Origin of the sequence: Lacimicrobium alkaliphilum (assembly GCF_002591895.1) — a bacterium.
GTDB lineage: Bacteria > Pseudomonadota > Gammaproteobacteria > Enterobacterales > Alteromonadaceae > Lacimicrobium > Lacimicrobium alkaliphilum.
This window is the reverse complement of the sequence record NZ_NISX01000008.1, coordinates 177,168-197,753: the sequence shown is the minus strand read 5'-3', so window position 1 is coordinate 197,753 and position 20,586 is coordinate 177,168. Positions and strand designations below refer to the sequence as shown.

General features: G+C 51.0%; 12 protein-coding genes. 6 read left to right on the top strand and 6 right to left on the bottom strand.

Annotated features, from left to right (window positions below; translation table 11 throughout):
- Positions 1-41 precede the first annotated feature (41 nt).
- Positions 42-2,150, bottom strand: coding sequence for a methyl-accepting chemotaxis protein (locus CDA54_RS09870; protein WP_099034833.1), 2,109 nt, complete (start codon positions 2,148-2,150; stop codon positions 42-44).
- Positions 2,151-2,560: 410 nt separating this feature from the next.
- On the opposite strand from CDA54_RS09870, the gene CDA54_RS09865 reads away from it, so the two are divergent.
- From CDA54_RS09865 to CDA54_RS09850, 4 genes are all read left to right on the top strand, one after another.
- On the top strand, positions 2,561-3,445 hold the full coding sequence (locus CDA54_RS09865; protein WP_143452282.1) for an amino acid ABC transporter substrate-binding protein: 885 nt from the start codon (positions 2,561-2,563) through the stop codon (positions 3,443-3,445).
- Entirely contained in the window at positions 3,442-4,614 is a 1,173-nt protein-coding gene (locus tag CDA54_RS09860; RefSeq protein ID WP_099034831.1) for a hypothetical protein, read from the top strand. The genes CDA54_RS09865 and CDA54_RS09860 overlap by 4 nt, the downstream gene beginning before the upstream one ends.
- Positions 4,615-4,767: 153 nt before the next feature.
- Positions 4,768-7,317, top strand: coding sequence for a TonB-dependent receptor (locus CDA54_RS09855; RefSeq protein WP_099034830.1), 2,550 nt, complete (start codon positions 4,768-4,770; stop codon positions 7,315-7,317).
- 52 nt (positions 7,318-7,369) lie between these two features.
- Positions 7,370-8,482 (top strand): tyrosine-protein phosphatase, encoded by a 1,113-nt coding sequence (locus CDA54_RS09850; protein WP_099034829.1) that lies wholly within the window; start codon positions 7,370-7,372, stop codon positions 8,480-8,482.
- A gap of 53 nt (positions 8,483-8,535) precedes the next feature.
- Here CDA54_RS09850 and CDA54_RS09845 read toward each other — a convergent pair whose 3' ends face one another.
- The 3 genes from CDA54_RS09845 to ygjK are packed head-to-tail and all read right to left on the bottom strand — an operon-like array spanning position 8,536 to position 13,558.
- A complete protein-coding gene (locus CDA54_RS09845; protein WP_099034828.1) occupies positions 8,536-9,735 on the bottom strand; it encodes an amidohydrolase family protein in 1,200 nt (399 codons plus the stop codon).
- The gene (locus CDA54_RS09840; RefSeq protein WP_099034827.1) at positions 9,732-11,021 is read right to left on the bottom strand and encodes an amidohydrolase family protein; all 1,290 of its coding nucleotides are present in this window, start codon (positions 11,019-11,021) and stop codon (positions 9,732-9,734) included. The genes CDA54_RS09845 and CDA54_RS09840 overlap by 4 nt, the downstream gene beginning before the upstream one ends.
- 44 nt (positions 11,022-11,065) lie before the next feature.
- Positions 11,066-13,558: an alpha-glucosidase gene (gene ygjK / locus CDA54_RS09835; RefSeq protein WP_180237181.1), complete on the bottom strand. Its 2,493-nt coding sequence runs from the start codon at positions 13,556-13,558 to the stop codon at positions 11,066-11,068.
- 217 nt (positions 13,559-13,775) lie between these two features.
- Between ygjK and CDA54_RS09830 the strand changes: the two genes are divergently transcribed.
- Both CDA54_RS09830 and nhaC read left to right on the top strand, forming a co-directional pair.
- A complete protein-coding gene (locus CDA54_RS09830; RefSeq protein WP_099034825.1) occupies positions 13,776-16,511 on the top strand; it encodes a TonB-dependent receptor in 2,736 nt (911 codons plus the stop codon).
- A 156-nt stretch (positions 16,512-16,667) separates the two neighbouring features.
- Positions 16,668-18,131, top strand: a complete 1,464-nt coding sequence (nhaC, locus tag CDA54_RS09825) for a Na+/H+ antiporter NhaC (RefSeq protein WP_099034824.1) — start codon at positions 16,668-16,670, stop codon at positions 18,129-18,131.
- A 34-nt stretch (positions 18,132-18,165) separates the two neighbouring features.
- On the opposite strand, the gene CDA54_RS09820 is transcribed toward nhaC, so the two are convergent.
- Positions 18,166-19,947 carry an IlvD/Edd family dehydratase gene (locus tag CDA54_RS09820; RefSeq protein ID WP_099034823.1) on the bottom strand — a complete coding sequence of 594 codons (1,782 nt, stop codon included), beginning with the start codon at positions 19,945-19,947 and terminating at the stop codon, positions 18,166-18,168.
- Complete coding sequence (locus CDA54_RS09815; RefSeq protein WP_099034822.1) at positions 19,947-20,585, bottom strand: 2-dehydro-3-deoxy-6-phosphogalactonate aldolase; 639 nt, start codon at positions 20,583-20,585, stop codon at positions 19,947-19,949. Before CDA54_RS09815 ends, CDA54_RS09820 begins: the two co-directional genes overlap by 1 nt.
- Between the last annotated feature and the right edge of the window lies 1 nt (position 20,586).

Genomic DNA, 20,586 nt, shown 5'->3' with positions numbered 1-20,586 from the left:
ATCAGATAAGCCTCGGTGCCATAACTCGGTAATTAGCCGGTTCATACTTTAAAGGCCGACAGCTGTTTGTTCAACGATGATGCAGCGCCATCAAGTTCGCTGCCTACTTTGTCTAATTGTTGCGCACCCTCGGCGGTCTCAGTTGCTACCAGAGAGATCTCGGTAATATTCTTAGTGACATCTTCACACACAGCGCTTTGCTCTTCCGTTGCTGTCGCTATCTGGAAGGTCATCTCTTTTATTTCACCAATGGCCTGTTTGATTTCTGCCAGTGCAGCTTCGGAATGACTGGCCTGCTCTACAGTAGCCGTGACCATTTCAGCACTCTCACTCATGAGCCCGGCTGCCTGACGACTACCTGCCTGCAAGGTGCTGAGTTTCGCCTGGATATCGCCAGTTGCATCATGAGTACGGCTGGCCAAAGCTCTGACTTCGTCAGCGACCACGGCAAAGCCGCGCCCCTGCTCACCAGCCCGGGCTGCTTCAATGGCCGCGTTAAGTGCCAGCAAATTAGTTTGTTCAGCAATAGCCTGAATGACAGACAGGATGCTTATAATGCTTTCACTGTTCTGTTCTAATTCGTTCATTGCGATTTTGGCTTGTTCAGAGCTTTTTGCCACTTTACTGATTGAAGCGGTAGTGCTTTGCATCATCTCATTGCCTTTTTGCGCAGCATCATCAGCCCGGGTTGCCGCATCCGCAACATTTGATGCACTGCTTGCCACCTCCTGGGCTGTGCTCGACATTTGCGTAATGGCTGTCACTACCTGCTCAATCAGCACTTGCTGATGACTTACTTGCCCGGCGGTAGATTCGCAGATATTGTTGCTTTGCTTTGCCAGTTGACTGACCTGATCGCCAACCTGCACCATTTGCCGGATCATCTGGCGCAGGTTACCAATGAATATATTCAGATAACCGGCCAGTTCACCTGTTTCATCCTTGCGTTTGATGTCGATGGTACGTGTCAAATCGCCCTCACCCTCAGCAATCGATGAAACCAGCTCGGTCATATTCAATAAGGGGCGGATGCTGCTGCGAGATACAACCCATATTACGATAATACCCGCGGCTGCCAAGACTAATCCTGCCATCAGCATAAAGCCGAAAAAACTGCCCTGAGCACTATCTAGCAACTGGTTTTGTTCTGAAACCGCCTGCATCACAAGCTGGGTCGGCACTGAAATGGCAACGATCCACTTTTCCGGTAAACCGGCAACGGCAAAGGGGGTAACCACTTCGACGTTATCACCCTGCATTGAAACCACAATTTCCTGGTTGTTGACACTGCGCTCAATATTGCGACTAACGGAGCCAGACAATGCACTGGTATTGCGGCCAACAACATCAGCATTGGCGCTATGCCCGGAAATGATACCGCGCGGGCTTAACAGAACAACTTCGCTGTTGCCCCGGTATAAACTGTCTGCCGAATCTATCGTCAGCTGTTGTATGAATGCAGCAGAGATATCCACACCGGCAATGCCTATAAAGCGGCCCTGTTGTTTGATCGGGGCCACTAGGCTGGTCAGTAACGTTTCAACACCGTCGATGGGATATAAATAGGGGTCAATGATACAACTGCGGCCACTGTCTTTTGAACAAAGGTAGTATTCACCGATTCTGACACCATTATTATCTCTGCTCTGGTCCAAAAAACCTTCAAGATTCTCAACCAGAACATTACCCTGCGATTGATGTGTCACGTAAGGAATAAAACGCCCGTCACCGTCACTGCCTCTGGTATCAGAAAAATCGGCGTCATTTTGGTTAAAGGTATCGGGCTCGAAATTGACATAGGTGCCAAGAAAATCAGGGTTATCGAGTAACACCTCCGCCAGAGTGTCCAAAGCCAGACTGCGTTTGTCGTCGATTTCGTAGCGCGACAGAGTCGCCATACTGTTGGCGAGGCTTTGTGCCTTGTTCAGGCCCTGGGCAAGGTTGCCCGACATTGAAAGAGCAATTTCCTGGGACATGGTTTTCAGGTAGTCTTCAACCTGCGCTCTGATGACTTGCTCACTTTGCGCTGCGAGCCTCTCCTTGGTAACAGAAAACTGCCAGATACCGACAACAGCGGAACCTATGACAACGGCAAATAGACTGATTCCCGCCCACAAAGCAAAACGTTGTTGTATCGACATGTTATTCATTTTTTATCCCGGTTGAGTTGGTGACAGAGCGTAAGGTTTTGCCATTGGTTGAGTTATAGTTCAGTTATCGGTAATCAGGTAAAAAAATCAATGGCCTATGCAGCAACCAAAAAGAAAGCCTCATGATCTCAGCACCTTTGCTTTGAAGCTGATTACTGTCAATACTCATTCAGTCAAAGGCTGAACTAGCTGCCTTATCTTGCTTACGGGAATCTGACATGCAAAAAAGCAATGTGAGGTTGGCCCAAAGCAATCACCACAAAGTCTGTTTTACTCGCTACCTGACGGCGACCTGCCCGCGCCAGTTAAAATATCACAGGCCGTTTTGTATTGGTGAATTAATCAGTGTATTTACGGCGTTACAGAGGGTAGCGGGTCCGTGCATATTTTTGTCACATTCTTGTCTTACCATGGCAGCTTTAATTCTCCGGCAATGTGTTGAGACGATGCTCAGAAGTTGTTCCTATCGGATACATCTTGCCCTGAAGGTTCTTGTGGTTGCGTTTTTCCTGGCGCTGAATATTGTTTTACTATCGCCCTATTCCACATCCTTTCCGTTATCCGATTATTCATCGGTGAGTTGCAACGTTGCTCAGGCTTCCGGTAACAGCGAAATTCTCAGGGTACTAACGATTACCTCGTCGATGGCTCAGCAGCAGGCGGAATTCCTGTGCCAGTCCAGGCACATCGGCCAGCATTTTGCTGAGGTTATGGTCAGCTGGCATTCGCGGGATTTCCTTACCGCCGAGCAGTTGATTAACGAAGATTATGATGTGATCTGGAACCGCGAGCATGTGATGCGTGGCCTGGTGCCGGACTTTCACCATTACTATGATGTATTGCAACCTTCGTCCACTTACAACGTGTACTGGTTCAGCCTGGGCGAAGCGCCGCGTCTGGAGGCGGGTTTTCTGGAAGGTAAACGCATCGGCTTGCTCGATCACAGCACCAGCAAAACCTCTTTCCTGTTACCTCTGGATTCGTTAAAAACTGCCGGACTTAAACTGGCCCAACTGAATATCAGTTACTTTGTGAATATGAAAGCCATGTACGATGCCCTGGAAGCAGGTGAAATCGATATCATCCCCGGCGGCAACTGGGTGGCAGACCAATTGGCACCTCTCGTCCTGCAAAAGACATTGATCGCCGAAAATGTCGATGCGGGAAGCTGGTACGTGCGCAAACGCATTACCGATCCTTCATTGCGCTGCGCAATGCAAAGGTCGATACAGGTCTATCAGGCCCTGAGCAAAGACATGCGTATGCCCGAAATCGCTGCGCCGGACTGTTTATGACGTCTGTTCGGCTGCGACGCATCTGCCGTCATACTTTTCTGTGCTTGCTGTTGTTTCTGCCCCTGGCCTGGGCGTTACCAAAGGGGCTGTTTTACTATCAGGTAAAGCATCAGTTACTGCCCGTGCTGAGTGTTAAGCTTGCTGATGTACATGCTTTCAGCCTGTCCGGTTCCTCAGGAAATGAACGCCTGATGGCGTCGATTAACCGGGATCTGCAGCACAGTCATTATGCCAGTCCGTTAACTGTGCTGGGTGAATGTCAGCTGAGACTGGTGGATTTATATGGTGAAAAAGAACTCGCCAGCGGATGGTTTTCCGGAGTACTGGCGTTCAACTGGTACCACGGGCTGGACAAGCAAACGGCCTATCTGCAGATGTCCTGTTCCGGCAACTGGCTGGTACTCGGCCTCAGCCAATTGTTTCTGGCATTGTCGACAGCGTTTGTGTTTGCCTTATTACCCGTACCTCTGGGAAGCCTGGCCCGGCAATGGCAGAAGCGTTTTGTGCAGGATGGCGCCGATGAGAAGACTGCATTGCAACTGGCAATAGCCATTGAGGCGCTGAACCGCCATCAGCAAAAGGCGTTTAAACTGATGTCGGGGCTCTCTGATGAATCCCCGCTGCAATTGCTGGATAAGATTAAGAATGTTGATATTGCGCCTCTGTCAGACAGCCAGTGGCAATGGTTTGAGCGGGGCTACATGCACACTCAGAGTTTGTCTCAGGCTTTGAGCATCGCCCAGTGTGAGGATGATGTGCGCTTTTACTCCGACGAACATAAGGTGGTGATCCATGGGCTTGAGTGTCGACTGCCACAAACCCCGTTTTACTATTATCAGTGGTATGCCGCGTTGAAACTGGCCGATGGTGAAGGCTGGTATATTAATCCGGCAGCAGACCGCCCCGATCCTGTAGCGGCTGGACAGTTGGTAGTATTGATGCAGAATCACGCCGGTCATGGTAAAGCGATCAATGATTTGCAGCGCCAGGGATTGCGCTCCAAAGTGTTGGATCAGAATCGCAATAAACTCAAAGACAAGCTGCACGAAATACTGGGGGAAACCCTGGCCGCCGGTTATTTGTTTAACGTCAGACGCGACCAGAAAAGCGGCCGGCATCAGTATCAACTGGCGGTACCTGATGACAAACTACGGATTATTTCTCAATAAAGAAAAAATAAAAATCCATAAATATCAAATGATTATATTTTAGAGATATCTCTTTTTTTAATTAAACCTCCCTTTAACCTGACTGCAATAAAGTTGCCCAATGATCTGTGTCGTTGACAGCAACACACACTTAATCTTTAGGGACGGTAATATATGTTTGTAAGTAAAAAATCCAGACTGGCTGTACTGGTGTCTGCTGGTCTGACGACATTAACCTCAGCAGGGGCATTGGCGCAGACCAGTGTCAACGGCGATCAGAGCATCGAAGAAGTGATGGCAATCGCATCACCTATTCGTGACAGCCAGAAAGCGGCAATAGACGCGAAAAAAAATGCCACTAACCTGATGGATATAATTTCCGCCGATACCATTGGCCGCTTCCCCGATCAGAATCTGGCCGACTCTTTGGGCCGTATTCCCGGGCTTGCTATTGAACGGGATCAGGGCCAGGCACGCTATATTAACTTTCGGGGCGCACCCTTTAAGTATTCGCCAATCGCTATCGATGGCATGGTCATCCCCGGCGCTGAAAATGGTCGTATTGCCCGCTTCGATAGCTTTCCGGCAATTATTACCAGTCGCCTGGAAGCGAACAAGGCTATTACCCCCGCCATGCCGGGGGATGCAGTAGCAGGTTTTATCAATATTGAAACCCACGACCCGTTCAGGTTTGACGGCTTCTCTCTGGCTCTGGATCTGGGCTTGGGTGAACAGCAACTGGGTGGCGGCGATATCAAAAAATCCAGCCTCAACCTGTCCTGGTCTGATGACAGCTGGGGCTTTATGTTGTTTGGTTCGCAAAACAGCCGGGAACAGATTACCGATAACCGCGAGCTGGACTGGCAGGATGACGCTATCGCTATGCTCGATTACCGCAGTTATATTCTTAAGCGTGAAGACGAGGCGCTGGGCGGCAAAATTGAGTACCGCTTTAATAACGGCGTCAACCGGCTGTTTGTCTCTGTCCTGAGCAGTGAGTTTACCGATCATGAGCAGCGCAATCAGTATGTGCTGGGATTGGCCGATGGTCTGGAAGCCATGAATGAACAGTTACCTGAAGGTGCCCCACCCATGAGCCTGCCTGGTGGCACACAGGGTTATGTGCCTCTGGCGCTGGTGGAGCGCATGCTCGAATATGGTGTGTACAATAACTCAACGGATACCTATACCCTGGGTGCAGATTTCAGACTGGCTGACTGGTTTGTTGAAGCCCGGATAAACCAGACCGAAACTGCGAATAATACGTTTTTACCAATCTTACGCAGTGTAGGTGGTACGGCGGCGGTCGGATATGACATCAGCGACCTGGAAGATCCCTCCGCTACCCTGTATGCACCCACAACAATGACCGGGATACCCGTTCAGTCGATTGAGTTCGCTGCAGATTTAGTGCTGGATATTCGCAGCAACATGGATATCGACGCTACCAAATATAAGCTGGATGCGGAGAAAAATACCAGGTTGTTCGGCCTCGACAGTACTATTGAACTGGGTCTGCAAATCGATGATCGCAAAGCCGATGGTTACGGCATGGTTTACGATCTGGATAAACTATACAGCTTCCCCGGCACTATCAATGTGGCCGATTACGATACCGACAAGCCATGGCACAGTGATTTTACCAATGGCATCGGCGCCACCTATTTCGATAATATCGGCTTGCGTCGTGACTGGGCCGCAGCAGACAGTTCCGCAGCAAATCCGGTTCCGGCTGGCGATCTGATTACCCTGAACGAAGAAATCACCTCAGTTTACGCCATGAGTACCACAGAACTAAGCTGGGGTAATATGGTGTATGGGGTACGTATTGAGCAAACAGATTTTGCTTCCACCGGTCCTCAGGGCGAATTCAAAAACGACTTCACTAATGTCTTACCCAGCCTGCATCTGAACTGGTCGCTTTCTGCGGATCAAAAGCTGCGCTGGTCACTGACCACAGGCGTGAGTCGCCCTGACTATGGTCAGTGGCGCGCCACTACCTCTGTATTGCCAGCGTTTAGCCAGGTGGTTGCCGGTAACCCGGAGCTGGAAGAAGAGAATATTGTGGGTACCGATATTTCTTATGAGCATTATATTGGTGACACCAGCATGTTCAGCGCTGCGGCGTTCTACCGTCAGATGGATAAGGTGATTTATGTTGAATCCAGTACCGTCGATGCTGGCGACTATATCCCACCGCTGGCTGGCGCAAGCTGGAGCTACCAGCAAGCCGTTAATGGCAATGACGGCCATCTCAGCGGGGTGGAGCTGAACCTGATCGCCGATTTCGCCGACTTTATGCAAATGGGCGCGCTGGATGGCTTTGGCTTCAGTGCGAACCTGACCTTGCTGGACAGCGAGTTTGAAACTATCCACGGCGAGACTTACAGCCTGCCGGGCACATCGGATCAAATCTTCAATGCCTCGCTGTTCTATGAAAACCACGGTTTGTCCATACGCCTGAACTATCAGCAGCGTGATGACTGGTTTACCACCACTGAAAATGTCAGCCGTCCGGAATACTGGGATGGCCAGGAGCGTATGGATATTGCCATCAGCTATGCCCTGCCAGTGGACTTGATGGGGGCTGAAGCCTCGCTGTACTTTAACGCCAATAACCTTACCGATGCAGTGGATATCCGTTACACAGGTTCGTCTGTAACGCCGAATCAGGTTGAGCGCTACGGTAAGCGTTACCTGGCGGGTATCCGTATTAACTTCTAATCGTCAAACAGACCGCCCCTGCCGGGGCGGCATATGTCACAGGAAAACTAAGATGAAACACAATACTTTTAAACTGGTACTGGGTGCGTTGCTGGCTGCCACTCTCAGCGCCTGCAGTCAAACGACACCTTCTGCAAAGATTGTCACGTTGGAATCAACCTCAGCCAGGTATTTGAATGACGCCTACGAATTGCAATGGCAGTCACAACCGGCTAATGCCACGGTAGACATTCTGGTCAGTAAAACCCCTGAGGTTGCCAATGCCAGGTTGTTGGCGAACGATATTAGCACCAGCCAGTATCGTTGGTTGCCAGAGCAGAAAAGCCAGCGTTACTACTTCTTTATTAAGCCACAGGAAGGCGAAGCTGAGTTGGCTGCTACACGTTTGATACCATTAGAAGGTGGTCGTAATTTTCGCGATTTGGGCGGTTACCAGACAACTGACGGTCGTACCGTCAAGTGGGGAAAGATCTATCGTTCCGGTGTGTTGGAGGGCCTTACTGATCAGGACTATCAGTTGATCGATAGCCTCAACATAGGCACGGTAGTGGACTTTCGCAGTAACAGCGAACGTCGCTCAGAAGTCACCGAGTGGCGAGCTTCGGATGTTGAACAGATCAACGAAGATTACGAAATGGACTTCGATATGAATGAACTGGGCAAACTGCTAAAGCGACCTGATCTGAGTCGCGAAATGATGGAAGGCCTGATGGTGGAAATGTATCCTGAAATGCTGGAAATACAAAAACAGAACTATGCCGGGATGTTTGACCGTCTGGTAGAAAAAGACCAGGGCCTGATGTTCCATTGTACAGCCGGGAAAGACCGCACTGGTATCAGTGCGCTGTTGGTACTAACAGCCCTTGGGGTAGACAAGCAAACGGCCATCGACGATTACCTGGCAACCAACAAATACCTGGATTTGCACAGCCTGATGCCCAAAGACAGTAGCAATATGGACCCTAAACATGCCGCTATGATGAAGATGTTTGCCAGCCTCCCTGAAGATGTTCTGCAACCCTTGATGGGTGTCAGCCAGCCTTTAATTGAGGCGGCCATTACTAAGATGGAAACCGAACATGGCTCGATTCTGGCGTATATCCAACAGGAACTGGATGTGTCTGAGCAGGATATCCGGATCCTCAGAGCCAAGTATCTCGATTAAGATTAATCAATACAGCGCTGGCCGTCAGCGCTGTATTTAACATCCAGCTCCGGTTAATGTACCTGTTCGCCGTTAATCAGTACGGCTTTAACATGGGTGGTGTATTCGAAGGGGTCACCGTCAAATAACACCAGATCGGCGTCTTTGCCTGTTTCAATCGAGCCAACCTGCTTATCAATACCCCATAATCTGGCGGGTACAATGGTGGCTGCCTCTATGGCTTTTTGCTTATCCAGCCCGTTGGCGATGGCGACAGCCGTTTCCCATAGCAGCACTCTGGCCTTGGGCACATAGCCTTCATAACCACCGGCAAATACAAAAGGGATATCGGCATTATCCATAATCGCCGCCGCCTCTAAGGTGGTATTCCATTTTTCCATACCGGCAGGGCGCTGCATGGTTGGCGCCATGATCACGGTTGCACCGGCCTGCTTCAGCTCATCCCGGATCAGATAAGCCTCGGTGCCATAGTTAATCAGCGGTGTCAGGCCGAACTCTCTGGCGATACGCAGCGCAGTGCCAATGTCATCCTCGCGGTGGGCAGTGAAAATGGCCTGCATTTCACCGGACAGGACGTTGGCCAGTGCCTGCATGGCCAGGTCCGGTTTGCGTTTGTCTTCATCCTGCTCCATCCATTCGCGGGCTTTGTAGAGTTCACCACGGATCCTTGCGGCCGTTGCCATACGGGTACCCGGGCCGCCACTGCTTCGAAATGCCGACTTAGGCGCCTCACCAAGATTAAACAGCATGGCCGCATTGTTTTTTAACAGCATCTGATCTGCCACATCACCATGGGTTTTAAACAGTGCTGTCGCGCCACCAATAGGGGCAAAGGGTTGAGGCGTGACATGAATGGTGGTGGTGCCAAACTTTCTCACATGCTCTATCAGCTTTTCCGCCGGATTGAAGCTGTCCAGTACCCGATATTCTGCCCCTGTAGGGTCAGATTGCTCGAAGGCATCCTGATCCGCTGACACATTATACGCACCGTTGATGCCCACCAGTGTGTGGCTGTCAATTAACCCCGGCAGTACCACCTTCGCAGTGAGTATCTCGGTACCCGCAGGAATCTGTATTTCAGAATCGCTTACCGACTGAATTTTGCCTTCGTCAATGAGGATATATGCTGTTTCTATGACCCCCTGTTCGCCACTGGTATAGAGCTTATCAGCTTTGATCAGGGTCGCGGCCTGAACCGGCAGCAGCAGGCTGGCGGCAAGCAGGCACAAAAGACGCTTAGAGGATATTTTCATTGTTCTTCTCCCAGGTGCGGATAACGTTCGGCCACACGAAAACCGCCGGTGGCATACAGGCGCTGCTCTTTATTGCTGCGGTCATAGACTTTCTGACCATCTATCCAGGTTTGCCGGACATGGGTATAAAGGGATAGTGGATCGCCGTCAAACAACACCAGATCGGCATCTTTACCCACTTCCAGTGAACCGAGTTGCTTATCCAGATCAAGCATTTTAGCCGGATTGATGGTCAGCGCTCGCAGTGCACCTTCCCGGCTCATGCCGCCACGAACGGCCAGCGCTGCTGCTCTGAGTAAGAACCGCGAGTCGATAACCCAGTCATCGGAATGCAGAGCGATTTCCAGACCGGCTTTTTCAAGCTGTGCCGGGCCATCCAGACGCGTCTCAGTGGCTTCATGTTTACCACCGGGGCTGTCGAGCAGGATATAAGAGACCATGACATCCCTTTTTGCCAGCTCTTCAGCCAGCTTGTAAGACTCTATGCCGTGCTGAAGCACCAGTCGAAAACCGAATTCATCCTGCAGGCGCAGTACGGTCATAATATCGTCAGAGCGATGGGTGTGATGGTGCACAATACGCTTCCCATCAAGCACCTCAAGCAATGTGTTCAGACCAAGATCCAGATCCGGTGTCTTCGCGTCATCGTCTTCTCCGGCCGCCTTTCTTTTCTTGCCATAGGCAATCGCGTCATAGTATTCCTGCCGCGCCAGCGCTGCGGCAGCCATGCGGGTATTGGGGGACTTATCATCTCCTTTGGGGTTCTCACCATTGGCCATTTTCAGCCCCCCCACACTGCCTTGCACCAACATCTCATCGGCCGTGCCATCACGCAGTTTGACGTAAATCGTCTGCCCGCCAATCACATTGCCGCTACCGGGCATGACGTTCGAGACCGTAATGCCGCCTGCCCGGGCGACTTTAATGCGTGGGTCGGCGGCCCAGAACGAATCCAGAATCCGTAGCTCCGGGTTGAGTGTGGCGGAGCCTTCGCCGTGATCACCCGCAACGCCCAGGTGGCTGTGGGTATCAACAATGCCGGGCATAATAATTCTGCCCTTTGCATCAACAATTTTTGCGCCTTTGGGCACTGTGACCTCTGAAGCTGAGCCGATAGCGGCAATTTTGCCATCGCGGATCACCAGGGTACCGTTGTCGATGACCTTATCGGTAATGGGGTAGAGAGTGGCATTGGTAAAGGCAACAGTCTGTGCCATGACCAGAGGAGGGCTGAGCAGGCCAAAGACCAGGGCTCCCCAACGCAGACAGGAAAAGAGGGTGTTCATAGATTTACCTTATGTGAGTTCTTGTTATTAAAAGCCAGTAAACACTATAGCAGGTGATTGATTCTGTGATCTTTTTTCGACAACTGATGATGTAACATCAGTAAATGAGCAGCGCTCCAGCTAAAGTTGGTTGCGCCCTGCATAGCCCCGGTTTCAGGATTGTAGTTTTCTCTGATGGCAGCGTCGCCTGTCAGCCCCTGTGCATTTTTCAGTAACGCTGAAGCCAACTCCTCCGCCTGCTGCTTATAGCCGTAGCGCTGTAGTGCCATCACACCGAAATACCACTGATCCAGCCACACGCGGCCGCGCCAGTAAATATCCGGGTGATAGGCCGGATTGGTTTGTGATGCGGTACCAAGAGGAATAAGTGTGTTGAATTCATGCTCTGCTAACATAACATCTGCCACCTGCCGGGCCTGTTCCTGCTTCGCTATGCCGGTCCATAGCGGTGCCCAGCCTTCCGGCCCTTTGCCTCTGGCGGTTAGCAGTCTGCCGCCACACTCGCCGCTATTCTCATCAGCGCTGTCTATCTGACGGTCATAGTAAAAGCCGCTCTGTGCATCAAAGAAACACTGATTAACCCGTTGTGCCAGTCGCCCGGCCCCGGCTTCCCAGTCTGCGGCCTCTTCGTCGCGACCAAGCAACCTGGCCATTTTTGCCAGCAGGGCTTTTTCTATCGCCAGATACGCATTGAGCTCCACCGATTCCTGGTTGATGGAAAAGCCCAGTAGCTGGCCATTGTCTGCGTGATTCTCAAAAAAACGTACCTGCCAATCCCCTCTGGCCAGCTTCAGATTGCCCTGGTAATGGAGGTTGGCATAGTCCGTTAACTGCTCTGGTGTGATAAATCCGAAGCGGGCGGCGTTATCCATACCAGATTCCCAGCCTGCGCCATGCTGAGCGCCAATATCCAACGCCTCATACTCACCGGATGCTAACACCGACTCATACAAATCCAGCCCGGCGCATTGATATCCCTTATCAGCCTGGGCTGTACATTTTCGCTTAATGGTAGTGGCCAACGTCGTATTGTTCTGGGGTTGCAGTGTAAACAGGATATTGCCTTGTGCGTCGTTATGTAGCGGGTGGGCAGTGGCACCATATTCTGCCAGTCCGTTTTGGTTGTGATCGCGATTTTTGTACCACCAGCGATGGTAGGCCACCAGTTTCGGGTACATGGTGGCAATCAGTTCCCGGTCTGGCTGAGCCTGATAAAGCTCCCAGACTGCCCAGGATGCCAGCGGCGGCTTGGTATTACGTTCATTCCAGTTACCGCCATCATTATTACGTTGACCATCCTTATTATAAAAAATGGCGTCGATTACCATGCCACTGTCTTGCGGGCGTATTGCATCGTCGCTTTGCACCTGATAATCGAACATGGCAACAATATTGTTCTTTGCCACTTCAGGGGCAAAACGGGCCATCGCCACCGCATGTTTCCAGCTGTCCCAGGCCCAGGCGCCATTGAACCAGCGCGCGGTAACGGAAGGGGTAACCACATCTTTGGTGATATGCCCGGCACTGCTGCGCCAGTTTCCAATCAGTGTTTCGATAGCTTTGAGGGCAATAGTATCGCCAGCTACGGCCTCGCCTTGTTGCCTGATCCCGCGGGTCAGATACTGGTGCCAGCGTTGGCGGTTAGCCAGCCATACCTTTTCAGGACGCTGAAACATGGCTTCCACGATGCTCTGCTCTTTTTGCCACTCCTGATCACTGTGTACATAGCTTTGAGTGGTATAAAGCTGTGCTGAGTCATTGCCTTTGAGGGTGATGTTTGTAGCACTGATATAGGCATCCTGATGTATTTCTGTGTTGCTCTGAACAGAGCGCTGGATCACATAGCGGCTGTCGCCGGATAACATCAGATTCCAGGTATCTCTTATTTTCGGCAGTTCAATACTGAGGCGGTTTTTATCTTCCTGCCACTTTGGTGACCAGTCAGGATAACGCTCTGCAAGTGTCTGCTGCGCAGTCCATTGTTTCAATAATGCACCTTGCCAGGTCAGGGCCAGTTGTTTTTCCTGATCGGTCAGGTTCTCAATATGGGTTCTGATCAGCGCGGTTCTGTCAGAGACAAAAATCAGTTCCAGTTGCAGGGTCAGATCGGGCCAGCTGTAACGCTGTTGAAGTCGCCCCGGGAAGGCGGTGAGCTCTGAGGTTGCCTCACTAAAGACATAGTTTTTTTCTGCTGTGACAATTTCCAGTTTTTCCAGCTGACTGGCCAGATACACTGGATACTCTTCGGCAATGATCATCGGTCCGGCAAAGGCTCCGTGGCCTTCATTGTCAGCAGGCAACAAAAAGCCATGCCAGGCTCCTGCATCAAACATTGGATTGAAGTGTTGGTTACCAAAGCTGTCATGTTGGCGCATAAACTGCGGTGAGCCCTGGCGATCAAGGGCAGAGGGCCTGCTATCGGCAAGGTTTGTTTCAGGAATAGCCTGGCAACCGCTGAGTAATATTACCAGACTGATCACCATGCCTCTGTAAAATAGTCCTGCATTGTTTCGGGTCAATGGGGTCGCTCCTGTCATCTTTGTGCCTCTGCAAAACACCACAATCATTGTCTCACAAAGCACTCTGATTCGGCGTTAATAGATTGTGAAATATAAATTAAAGTATTTATACTATAAATATTGCAACTAGAAAGATCCAGTAGTAGTATCGAAAAAGCCTTGAAGCTAAAAGGTTCAAAAGAAAGTTAATTAATAAACTAAATCAATAAGTTGGCATACTCAGCGGAGGCAATTTATGAAACACAGGAACTGGAAGTTAGGTTATCTTCCCATGCTCGTGATGGTTAACATGGGAATAACATCAGCGTCTTTTGCACAGGATCAGCAGAATACGGAAGGTGACAATGTAGAAGTGATCAGTGTTACCGGGATCAAAAGCAGTCTGGTCCGGGCGATGGATATTAAGCAGGGCAGTGACAATATCGTGGATGCGATTTCTGCTGAGGATATTGGTAAGTTCCCGGATCAGAACGTGGCTGAATCTCTGCAACGCATTACCGGCGTATCTATTGATCGTGAGGGCGGAGAAGGGCAACTGGTAACGGTTCGTGGTTTGGGCCCAGAGTTCAATGCCGTGCTGTTAAATGGACGTACGCTGGCGACAGTGGGCGACCCCTCATCAATGAGCTGGAACGGCTCTCCCGGGGGCCGTGCATTCAGTTTCGATATTTTGCCCTCAGAACTGATTAATGGCGCAGAAGTTTACAAAACCCAGTCAGCAGAGTTACAGGAAGGATCAGTAGGCGCCACCATCAATATTACCACCATGCGGCCTTTTGATAATCCGGGAATGCATGTTCTGGCCAGCGCCAAAGCCCTGCATGACGATATGTCGGGCGAAACCAAGCCTCAGTTTTCGGGATTATTAAGTAACACCTTTAATGATGACACCTTCGGTGTGCTGGTCTCTGTTGCCAGTTATGAACGGGAAAGTCGCTATGAAGAGGCGAATACCGCCTATTACTTCAAAGTTGATGATCCCCTCGATGGCACTGACTATGGTCAGGTCTATTTCCCGCGCAACTATGATCAGATTGTACAAACAGAAGACCGGGAGCGTTTAAGCGGCAACGTCGTATTGCAGTATGCGCCTAATGACAGATTACAGATCTCTGCCGACTACTTACATTCCAAATATGATGTTAGTGGCCGCCAGGATATTTACCCCTCGTGGTTTACCCCCGGCAACGTCAGAAATCCTGAGTTGGATGAGAACAATACCCTGGTCTATGCCGATTTTGTGGATGTGTTTGTCGAGTCCATGGCCCGCCAGTCAGATGCTTCCAGTAAGCTCAATGCCTATGGTCTGAATATCGAGTGGCAGGCTACCGATGACTGGAATATGGAACTGGATGTCAGTGCCTCAAAAGCGGAGTCTGATCCGGGCAAAGGCTGGTCCGATGTAGTGGTCGGTCGCCCCGGGGAATTTTCCTATGATCGCCGTCAGGGGCAGCAGGTCCCGACTATGGCCTTTGATCCTATTCAGGCTGGCGATACCCTGACCGCAGGCTGGACCTCCTTGCAAGGTACGCAATTGGAAGATGAAGTGAAGGCCGCCAAATTCGACAACAGCCTTTATGTTCAGGCCGGCCCGCTGGTCGAAGTTAACTTTGGTGCGCACTATACGGATCGGACTCTTGGCACAGTGTATGGAGAAACTGAGGGGCCTCTGCCATGGATCTTCGCTGACAACAGTACCCGAATTCCACTGCCAGATTCGTTGTTTAACCTGTTCGATGCGGACGGATTTTTGTCCGGCGCATCCGGTGACCCGGTTAATCAGTGGCCGACATTCGACACCGATGAAATCATGGCGTATCTGAGCAGTGATGAGGTGATCAGCATGCTGGATGATCCTCAGGCCGCGCGGGATATATTGAGCCGTAATGGTTTTGGTATCGTGCCGGATCGCACAGCCTATGATGTGAATGAAGAAGTACTGGCACTGTATACAGATCTTAACTTTGAAGGTGATATCGGAGATATGTTCTGGACGGTTGTGGCGGGAATGCGCTACGTCGACACCACCAGCACCTCCAGTGGTCAGCAAATTGCGCTGTTGGATCTTGTTCCCTCACAAAATGAGCCAAACAAGGTCTTCGCTGAATATTCTGATGATTATGTGCCGGTTGCGATCAGTAATGAATACCAGGACTGGCTCCCCAGCATCAATGCTAATATTCATTTAACCGATGAGCTGATTGGTCGTGTTGCGGTATCCCGTTCGATTACCCGGCCTGAACTGAATCAGATGAGCCCGCTGACCAGCTATGGTGATGGTGAAATTGATGGGTTAACGGGTTCCGGCAGTAATCCTAAGCTTGCCCCTTATACCTCTGAAAATGTGGATCTGTCCCTTGAATGGTACTACGACGAGGGTAGCTATGCGGCCCTTGCCTATTTCAGAAAAGACATCGACGGCTACCTGGGCTACAGCACCTTGCCGGAAACAGTGGTCGTGCCGAGCGGTAGTTATGATTATGAAATTTCCCGCCCTATCAATGAAAGCAGCACGGAAGTGGACGGTTTTGAATTTGCGGTGCAGCACATGTTCAGCACCTTACCCGAACCTTTTGATGGTCTCGGCGTGATATTTAACCTGACCAAGGTGGACAGCAGCTCTGAGCAGGATGATCTGCCGCTGATTGGTCTGGGTGATTCTGAGAATCTGATACTTTTCTATGAAAAAGCCGGATTCCAGGTGCGTCTGGCTTACAACAATCGTGGTCGCTTTATGCAGACCAAGCCGGTCGTTACAGGTACCAGACAGCGTGATGGTCATTATGTTGACGATTATAAGCAGCTTGATCTGAGCGGTAGTTATGACATCAATGAGAACTTCACTGTGTTCTTCGAAGGTATCAATCTGACCAATGAACTAACGGTCAAGAATGCTGAATATAAGAACCAGACGTTGCAGGTCATAGAGACCGGCCCCCGTTATGCGCTGGGCGTGCGGGCGAAGTTCTGAGCATAAAAATCAGTCTCCCTGTCTGATGTTTTATCTAGAGCGGCTCATCTGAAAATCCTGGAGGCGACAGGCCTCCGGGATTTTTTTTGCACTGCATAAAAATTTTCTGCCCCCTTTCACGGCCTGAGAAAAGTCTTATCCAGGAGGAATTCAGCTATGTCACAGCCTCGTCAGCCCAGCCTTACCCAGGCTCTGATACCCATTGTGGTATTGCTATCACTGTTATTCTTAGCCGTTTACTATTTCGGTGATGCCTCATCGTCGGGTCCTAACCAGGTAGCACTGCTGCTCTGTGCGGGGGTGGCAACGCTGATTGGTCTGTACAATGGCAATCGCCGTGAACAGATAGAACAGGCGATCGTTAAAGGGATTAGCCTGACGCTGGGCGCGGTGCTGATTTTGCTGGCTGTAGGTTCGTTAATAGGTAGCTGGTTATTGTCAGGTACGGTGCCAACGATGATCTACTTTGGATTGCAATTACTCAATCCTGATTATTTTTATCTGAGTTGTTGTCTGATTTGTGCGTTAGTCGCCCTGTGTATTGGCAGCAGCTGGACTGTGGCGGCCACTATAGGCGTGGCGCTGATGGGGGTGGCCAGTGGAATGGGCTTATCGGAGGTGATTTGTGCCGGAGCCATCGTCAGTGGCGCTTATTTCGGAGACAAACTCTCGCCCTTATCCGATACCACTAATCTGGCACCGGCAGTGGCCGGCACCGATATTTTTACCCATATTCGTTTTATGCTCTACAGTACCTTGCCGAGTTTTGCACTGACTCTGGTACTGTTTCTGATCCTTGGTCTCAGAGCAACGGCAGAAACCCAATCCATTGAGCTTACCTCTTTAATGCAGAGTTTGTCCTCGCACTTTCATATCGCCTGGTATTTACTGCTGCCGTTAGCCATTACCCTGTTTCTGGCGCTGCGCAAAATACCGGCTTTTCCTGCTATCGGTATTGGCGCATTGGTGGGTGGAGTGATGGCGGCCTTTTTTCAGCAGGATTTTATCCAGGCCCAGGCCGCTCCTGCACTGGGTGAGCTGAATGGCACGGTTACGGTGATTTGGAAAGCCATGTATGAAGGTATCAGTGTTACTTCTGACGACCCAAGACTCGAAGACCTGCTCAGTGGCGGTGGAATGGGATCAATGCTCAATACCATCTGGCTGATTATTTCGGCCATGACCTTCGGCTCTGTTATGGAAGCTACAGGACTGCTTCAACGGGTGGTGCAGGCGTTGTTAACAGGTGTCAGGTCCGTAGCCGGACTGATTATTACTACCATTACAACGGCTTTTGGTACCAACGTTGTAGCGGGTGACCAGTACATCGGTATTGTGATGCCTGCGCGTATGTTTAAGCCCGAATATGACAAGCGTGGGCTGGCACCGGAAAACCTCTCCAGAGCGGTTGAAGATGGCGGTACCGTCACGTCGGCTCTTATCCCATGGAATACCTGTGGGGCCTATATGCATTCTGTGCTGCTGGTGAATCCCCTGGATTACGCGCTCTACGCGTTCTTTAACTGGCTGACGCCCTTGTTAGGAATTGTTCTGGCACTATGCGGTATTCAGCGGCCCGCACAAAAAAACCGCGGTGCAATAGTACAACGCGGCAATTAATCTATTGATATCAGCCAGTGTAGCAGGTGCTGGTTCAGTGAGAGTGTCGCGGAAGTTTGTCCCGCAGACGGCGATATTTGAGCATATCTTCAAATACACCTCCGCCATCAAGATTCGAGACTTTGGCACGATAGATCTCCTGCCACCAGGTCTGACTCTCAGGATATTGTTTCTCAGTACTGAGTTTTTCCCGGCGCTGTTGCAGTTCGGCGTCACTGAGCTGCACATTGACCTGGCCGGTATTCAGATCCACATTCACTCTATCACCGGTCTGCAGCAGTGCCAGACCACCCCCATCGGCAGCTTCCGGCGATGCATTAAGAATCGAAGGTGAACCCGATGTACCGCTCTGGCGTCCGTCACCTATGGTGGGCAGGGCGTCAATGCCTTTTTCCAGCAGATAGGTGGGTGGCTGCATATTGACCACTTCAGCGGAGCCCGGATAGCCTTTTGGCCCGGTGTAGCGCATGACCAGTATACAGTTCTCATCGATATCCAGTGACGGATTGTTAATATCCTGATGATAATGCTCAGGCCCGTCAAACACGATTGCACGGGCAGTGAATTGATTGGGTTTGTCCGGATGAGACAGGTAGCGCCGGGCAAAGTCGGCATTGATGGCCGAGACTTTCATCACCGCAGAATCAAACAGATTGCCACTCAAGACCTTCAGCCCGGCCTGGGCTTTGACGGGACGATCTATCGGCCGAATCACCTCTTCGTTGTGACATTGTGCATTACTGCAGTTTTCAGCCAGTGTTGTGCCGGTTACTGTCATACAGTTACCGTCCAGCAATTCTTCCTGTAACAGCCTCCTGACGACCGACGGTACGCCACCGGCATTATGGAAGTCTTCGCTGAGGTATTCGCCTACCGGCTGGCAGTTAACCAGTTGCGGAATATGCTGACCTATTTCCTGCCAGTCTTTGATATCCAGCTCAATACCGGCATGGCGGGCAATAGCATTAATATGAATGGGCGCATTGGTTGAGCCCCCCAGTGCCGAACATAGCCGGATTGCATTATCAAAGGACCGGCGGCTGAGAATTTTACTCGGGGTGAGATCCTCAAATACCATTTCTACGGCTCGTTTGCCTGTACGGTACGCCATTTGTGCTCTTTCGCGATAAGGCGCGGGAATAGAAGCGCAGCCCGGAAGCATCATTCCCAGCACTTCGGCCAGGCTGTTCATCGTCAGTGCAGTGCCCATGGTATTGCAGTGCCCGGATGAGGGGGCTGAGCTGGAAACCTGCTGAATAAAACTGTCGTAGTCAATTTCGCCCTTGGCCAGGCGTTTTCTGGCATCCCAGATGATGGTGCCGGAGCCCACACATTGCCCCTTGTAAGTACCATTGAGCATCGGGCCTACTGAGAACGCAATGGCGGGCAGATCGACGCTGGCTGCTCCCATCAACAGTGCCGGAGTGGTCTTGTCGCAGCCTGTGGTAAGGATCACGCCATCTAAGGGGTAACCATGCAGCACTTCAATTAACGACAGACATTGCAGGTTGCGATCCAGCGCTGCGGTCGGGCGTCTGCCGGTTTCCTGAATCGGGTGTACCGGAAATTCAATGGCAATGCCACCGGCATCCCGGATACCGTCTTTCAGCCGGGTCGCCAGCTCAACATGGGCGCGGTTACAGGGAGCCAGATCTGACCCCGTCTGGGCGATGCCGATCACCGGGCGCGAAGACTGAAGTTCTTCAATGGTCAGCCCATAGTTGAGATACTTCTCCAGATAGAGCGCCGTCATGTCCGGGTTGTTCGGATCATCAAACCAGGCGCGACTGCGCAAGTTGATTTTTTTGCTTTTCATCAGCTTATTCCTTTTTCTTGCGTCAATTCCGCAAACCTTGCAATCAGTTCTGAAGCCTTTGTGCGAATATCTGACAAGCTCATTTCAGGGGTAAAGATGGCGCCACCCAGGCCGAAGCCCTTGCAACCGGCCTGTAAATAGGCTGCCATATTGCCGCTGTTGATGCCTCCAACTGCCAGCAGCGGGAGATGTGCGGGGATCACTGTTGACATGGCTTTCACTGCAGCAGGTGAAATTTGTTCTGCCGGAAACAGTTTCAGAGCGTCGGCACCGGCATTGATGGCTGTAAAGGCTTCGGTGGGCGTCATACAGCCAGGCATGGATAGCATGTCGTAGTCTTTGGTCATGCGGATCACATCCGCATCGGTGCTGGGGGAAACAATCAGTTTTCCGCCTGCGTCGCGGACCTGACTGACCTGTTCTGTTGTGACCACAGTGCCGGCGCCAAACAGGCCCCGATCACCAAACTTTTGGCTAATCATGGCAATGGAATCCAGCGGTTGCGGTGAATTCAGTGGCACTTCAATCATCTCAAAGCCGAGATCCAGCAAGCATTCGGCCACGTCCACACTTCGGGATGGCGTAATACCCCGCAGTATTGCAACCAGAGGAAACAGGTTCCGTTGTTGATAATGCATA